General features: G+C 46.8%; 4 protein-coding genes. 1 reads left to right on the forward strand and 3 read right to left on the reverse strand.

Annotation, left to right across the window (positions count from 1 at the left end):
* Positions 1–153: 153 nt before the first annotated feature.
* The 3 genes from ACOJS8_RS01680 to ACOJS8_RS01690 all read right to left on the reverse strand — a co-directional run bounded on the left by ACOJS8_RS01680 (position 154) and on the right by ACOJS8_RS01690 (position 3,796).
* Positions 154–783, reverse strand: a complete 630-nt coding sequence (locus ACOJS8_RS01680) for an NUDIX hydrolase (RefSeq protein ID WP_420146790.1) — start codon at positions 781–783, stop codon at positions 154–156.
* Positions 784–877: 94 nt separating this feature from the next.
* Entirely contained in the window at positions 878–2,488 is a 1,611-nt protein-coding gene (locus ACOJS8_RS01685) for an NAD(P)/FAD-dependent oxidoreductase (RefSeq protein ID WP_420146791.1), read from the reverse strand.
* 258 nt (positions 2,489–2,746) lie between these two features.
* A complete protein-coding gene (locus tag ACOJS8_RS01690) occupies positions 2,747–3,796 on the reverse strand; it encodes an acyl-CoA reductase (RefSeq protein WP_420146792.1) in 1,050 nt (349 codons plus the stop codon).
* 134 nt (positions 3,797–3,930) lie between these two features.
* On the opposite strand from ACOJS8_RS01690, the gene ACOJS8_RS01695 reads away from it, so the two are divergent.
* On the forward strand, positions 3,931–4,281 hold the full coding sequence (locus ACOJS8_RS01695; protein ID WP_420146793.1) for a 4Fe-4S dicluster domain-containing protein: 351 nt from the start codon (positions 3,931–3,933) through the stop codon (positions 4,279–4,281).
* Positions 4,282–4,655: the final 374 nt, after the last annotated feature.

Raw genomic sequence — 4,655 nt, forward strand, 5'->3', positions numbered from 1 at the left:
CTGCGACCTCGCCAGAAGTGAACGTGGACTGTGATGGCGTTACGTTATGGGGATTAGGGGACCGCAAATGCTGGCAAAGCGTATTTTGTTGAGGAAACCCGCCAGTTTCACGAAGTAACGTAGTAGTTTTTTATTAAGAAACACACCAGGTAATCAGGCATCCAATACCATTAGTAATTCGCTGATCATCATAGCCGTAGCGCCCCATATACGGTAGCCCTGAATCTGATAAAACGGTGCATCGACAACGACCCCCCGCACCTCAATCTGACTATCGCCTACAATAGTTTCATCGAGAAGCGTCTCCAGATCAACTTCAACGACGGCTTCTACTTCGCGAGGGTCAGGATAAAAATCCGGCCGGTAGGGAAGTACACCAACAACAGGCTGGACATAAAAATTACTCGGTGGAATAAACAACTCAGTCAGCAAACCCAGCACTTTTACGTCTGACACCCGTATGCCAACTTCCTCCTGTGTTTCACGCAGCGCAGTACGCGTCAGATTTTCGTCAAATCGTTCCATGCGTCCACCCGGGAAAGCCATCTGCCCTGCATGAACACCATCGTACTGAGGCCGTAAAATCAGCGGCAGAAAAATGGAATGTTGATACGGATAAAAGCAGATCAATACGGCACTCCGTCGTGTTCGTTCATTGGGTTTAATGCCCAGTCGATACCGAGCTGCTGACGCCATCTTCTGATGGGCAACTTCACCGGGCAGTGGCTTCTGCAATCGCTGGCGCAGGTGTTCCGTAAACGTATGGAAGGAGGTTTGTAACATTCGACTAGTTTGGGAGAGCAGAGGTGGTTACAGAAATAAGCAAACGTACTAAATCATAATTTTACGGATAATATTCAATTTTATGCACTAAGGCTCACACTGGACGTGACTGATACAGTTTAACTAATTCTTCGGCGCAGCGTTCGCCGTCCATAGCTGCCGAAACGATGCCACCTGCATAGCCTGCACCCTCACCACAGGGAAACAAGCGCCGAACCTGAACATGCTCACACGTTATGCGGTCGCGTGGGATACGTACCGGCGATGATGTTCGACTTTCGATGCCAATCAGTTGCCCGCTGTTACTCAAATACCCTTGCATTTTCCGGCCAAAATCACGTAATCCCTGACGTAGCGGCTGGGCAATGTGGTCGGGCAGTATGTCGTACATGTCAACAGAAGCCAGCCCTGGCTGGTACGATGTTGGCAACAGCTCGTTTGATATACGACCGTCTACAAAATCGGCAATACGTTGTGCAGGGGCCGTTTGCGAATTGTCGGCATGCTGAAGATTGCCCATTCGACAGGCCCATTGCTCCAGATCCTGCTGTAAAGCAAGCCCTGCCAGCGGTCCTTCACCAGCATACGGTTGAAGATCTTCATCGGCAATAGCAACAACCAGTCCTGAATTAGCGAACTGCGAATCCCGGCGCGAGGGCGACATTCCATTGACGACTAACTCACCCGGAGCCGTTGCCGCTGGAACAATAAAGCCACCCGGACACATACAAAACGAAAAAACGCCCCGTTCTACCCCCTTAAATCTCGTTTGAGTGACCAAACTGTAGGAGGCTGCGGGCAAATAATCGCCCCGATCGGAACGGTGATATTGAAGCTGGTCAATCAAACGCTGCTGATGCTCAATGCGTACGCCCATTGCAAAGGGTTTTCCTTCAATCCGAACGTAACGATTATGTAGCAGATAAAAAATGTCGCGTGCCGAGTGCCCTGTTGCCAGAATAACCCCGATCCCCGTAAGCGCTTCGCCATTGGCCAGGACAACACCTTCTATTTCGGCTGGAGCGGTTTTACTACCACGTAGCAGAAGATCGGTCACTTTCGTATCGAATCGGACTTCACCACCTGCCTTCAGAATGCTCGCCCTCAGATCGGCTACTACGTTTGGAAGTTTATTGGTGCCAATGTGTGGGTGCGCATCAACCAGGATCTGATCCGTAGCACCGTGAGCAACAAAGATTTCCAAAATCCGCCGGACATCGCCACGCTTGGTTGAGCGTGTGTATAACTTACCATCGGAATACGTACCAGCCCCGCCTTCGCCAAAACAATAGTTCGACTCCGGGTTAACGATGTGATCTTTATTGATGGCGGCCAAATCCCGTCGGCGGGTACGGACATCGCTGCCCCGTTCCAATACAATCGGTTTAATGCCCAATTCAATTAGTCGAAGAGCCGCAAATAATCCGGCAGGACCAGCACCGACTACAATAGCCTGTGGGGCCTGACTGACGTCAATATGAGGTTTCTGGTATTGGATCAGCGGATACGGGGCTTCGCCTGCAAATATATCCGCTTCTACCTGTACGTTGACCTGGCGATTCCGGGCATCAATCGATTGGCGTCGTTTACGAACCACTACGTCTTCTGTATCCGGTAGGGAAAGGCGGTTCAATACCTGCGCCCGAAAAGCGTCTTCATCAAAAGCCTGTTCGGGAGTCAGTGAGAGCGTAAGTTGATGAATCATGAATAACCAGGCCGATGTTACGGATATCGGAAATAAAATTAGTTAGTAAAATGGATCTGAAACAGGTCTAACTGATTAACAGGCAGGGCGCTTTTTGCGTTCGTTATCAGTTAACACAACCGGGCATCGGCTCAACCAGAAAACCGCCCCCGACCTATGAAGAATGAGTAGTACGTTCAGTTGTACTACGTATCAAAAAAGCGTTCTTCCAGTAATTCCTGAAAGACACCAGCGTGATCGGTATTTATGGTGATACGTCTAAAGGGCTGTTAAAAACGCCATTGTATCCACGCCGTCGGCATAATCATTTAACCCAGGGCGCTGAGTTTGCCCAAACGGAACACTACCAGGCAGCCATCCCTGAGCCGAAGTTACTACCTGAATACGATTGGCATGCGTTTCGAGCCAATTGAGGGCTTCGTCCTGTGTTTGGTAGGTTTGGTAATAAACAACCGAAATAGGGGAGACCAGACCATCGTTTTCAGTCAGAAGCAAATATCCATTGTCGTAATGCGGTACGGCATTGATCAGATAAACCGACTTGTTGTAATCGTAATTGTTCTGATACTTATGGTTATTCAGAAACGTTTGTGCATTTGGCTCCAGGGTACGTAGTAAAGGCGTAAAGTCGTAAGGCTCCGCTCCGGAGTTTCGGCTATTAGGCCCAGCCGGAACAAGTAGTGTTGATACGTTACGGCAGCCTAACCCATAGTAATTGGAGATATCGTGCCCAAGTTTCTGAAATTCTTCTTCATCTTCCTCACCCATTAACAACCCTACTGATGTTCGGTTTTTACGAATGATGTTCGGTTTTTTGCCAAAGTAATGTTCAAAATAACGGGCCGTATTGTTGCTGCCCGTAGCGATATAGGCATCAGCCGCATTGAGTCGCTCAGCCTCTTCGATTCTATCATCGAAGGCGGGATTAATCTCCTTTAATTTTTGTATTAAATAATGGATAAGTACAAAATCCTGTGTGCTCAGCTTGGCCAGAAGCCGATGCCCGCTAACCAGCACACAAAGCAGATCATGAAAACCGACCGCCGGAATATTGCCCGCCATTACAACGCCAACTGTACGTGATTCTTTAGGCTCAGCGGGGTATTGACTTGCCCAGGCGGTGAGTTTGTCTATTGAAAGAAACTCATCAGCAATAGCATATAAGGCATTGAATGAATTATCTGGCGTGAACCAGTTGTTTCTGTAGTAAGCGTGCTGAGCAATTTCAGCCAGTTCGGACTGTGCGTTGGCCGAGCGTAGAAACTTGCCTAAGGCCGCGAACGTTTGCAGGCGTTCTGATTGTAACATGAATTGGATAAACAAATGGAATACACCATCAACTAAAGTAATAAAAATTTAGTTTGTCCCCAACCTTTAAATAATTATATTTGTTGTCCAATTTGTAAGAATCTAATTTTAGCGTATATAAATCAGACCTGCTCATGGCAATCATGATTACCGATGAGTGCATCAACTGTGGTGCCTGCGAACCCGAATGCCCCAATACAGCCATATATGAAGGTGGTGTAGAATGGACTTGGGGAGGGGGAACCGAATTGACGGAAGTCGATTTCGGCGACGGTACAGTCGTGAGTGGCAAAGCTCCGCAGTACCCTGTTTCCAATGAATTTTATTATATTGTTTCCGATAAATGCACGGAATGTGTAGGCTTCCACGAGGAGCCACAGTGTGCGGCTGTTTGCCCGGTTGACTGCTGCGTTCCTGACCCAGAGCACGAAGAAGACGAGGAAACATTACTCGCTAAAAAGGCCTGGTTGCACGCCGAAGCGTAGCATAAGAATCCTTTTTTGACTCATTTGGCGAAGCCCGACCTAAAACAGGTCGGGCTTCGCTTTTTTATGTTCGATCATATCCATAAATATGCCATTTCCCTCTGAAAATATACATTTTACGAAAAAATAATATTTTGTGAAATAGTTATTAAGCAAAATTTATTGAAAACTATAAAAAGTTAAGAATTTAGGTATTTATGGTTGATATAATGGTAAAATTCCAACAAATATGACGAAAAAGTGAAAAATTGCATAATTATTTGTGGTTAACTGTTGCGCAGAATAATTTTTTAAACAAAATTTGCTTCAGAATAAGGCGGTTCTCCTAGTCAGCTTCCACAAAATTTTTATTATGAAAAAAGCAATTATACTTA

The organism is Spirosoma sp. (assembly GCF_048594605.1).
Lineage (GTDB): Bacteria > Bacteroidota > Bacteroidia > Cytophagales > Spirosomataceae > Spirosoma.

Bases quoted from the DNA above. Each gene is read 5' to 3' on its own strand.
- ACOJS8_RS01680 (WP_420146790.1), bottom strand. From the start codon at position 783: ATGTTACAAACCTCCTTCCATACGTTTACGGAACACCTGCGCCAGCGA.
- ACOJS8_RS01685 (WP_420146791.1), bottom strand. From the start codon at position 2,488: ATGATTCATCAACTTACGCTCTCACTGACTCCCGAACAGGCTTTTGAT.
- ACOJS8_RS01690 (WP_420146792.1), bottom strand. From the start codon at position 3,796: ATGTTACAATCAGAACGCCTGCAAACGTTCGCGGCCTTAGGCAAGTTT.
- ACOJS8_RS01695 (WP_420146793.1), top strand. From the start codon at position 3,931: ATGGCAATCATGATTACCGATGAGTGCATCAACTGTGGTGCCTGCGAA.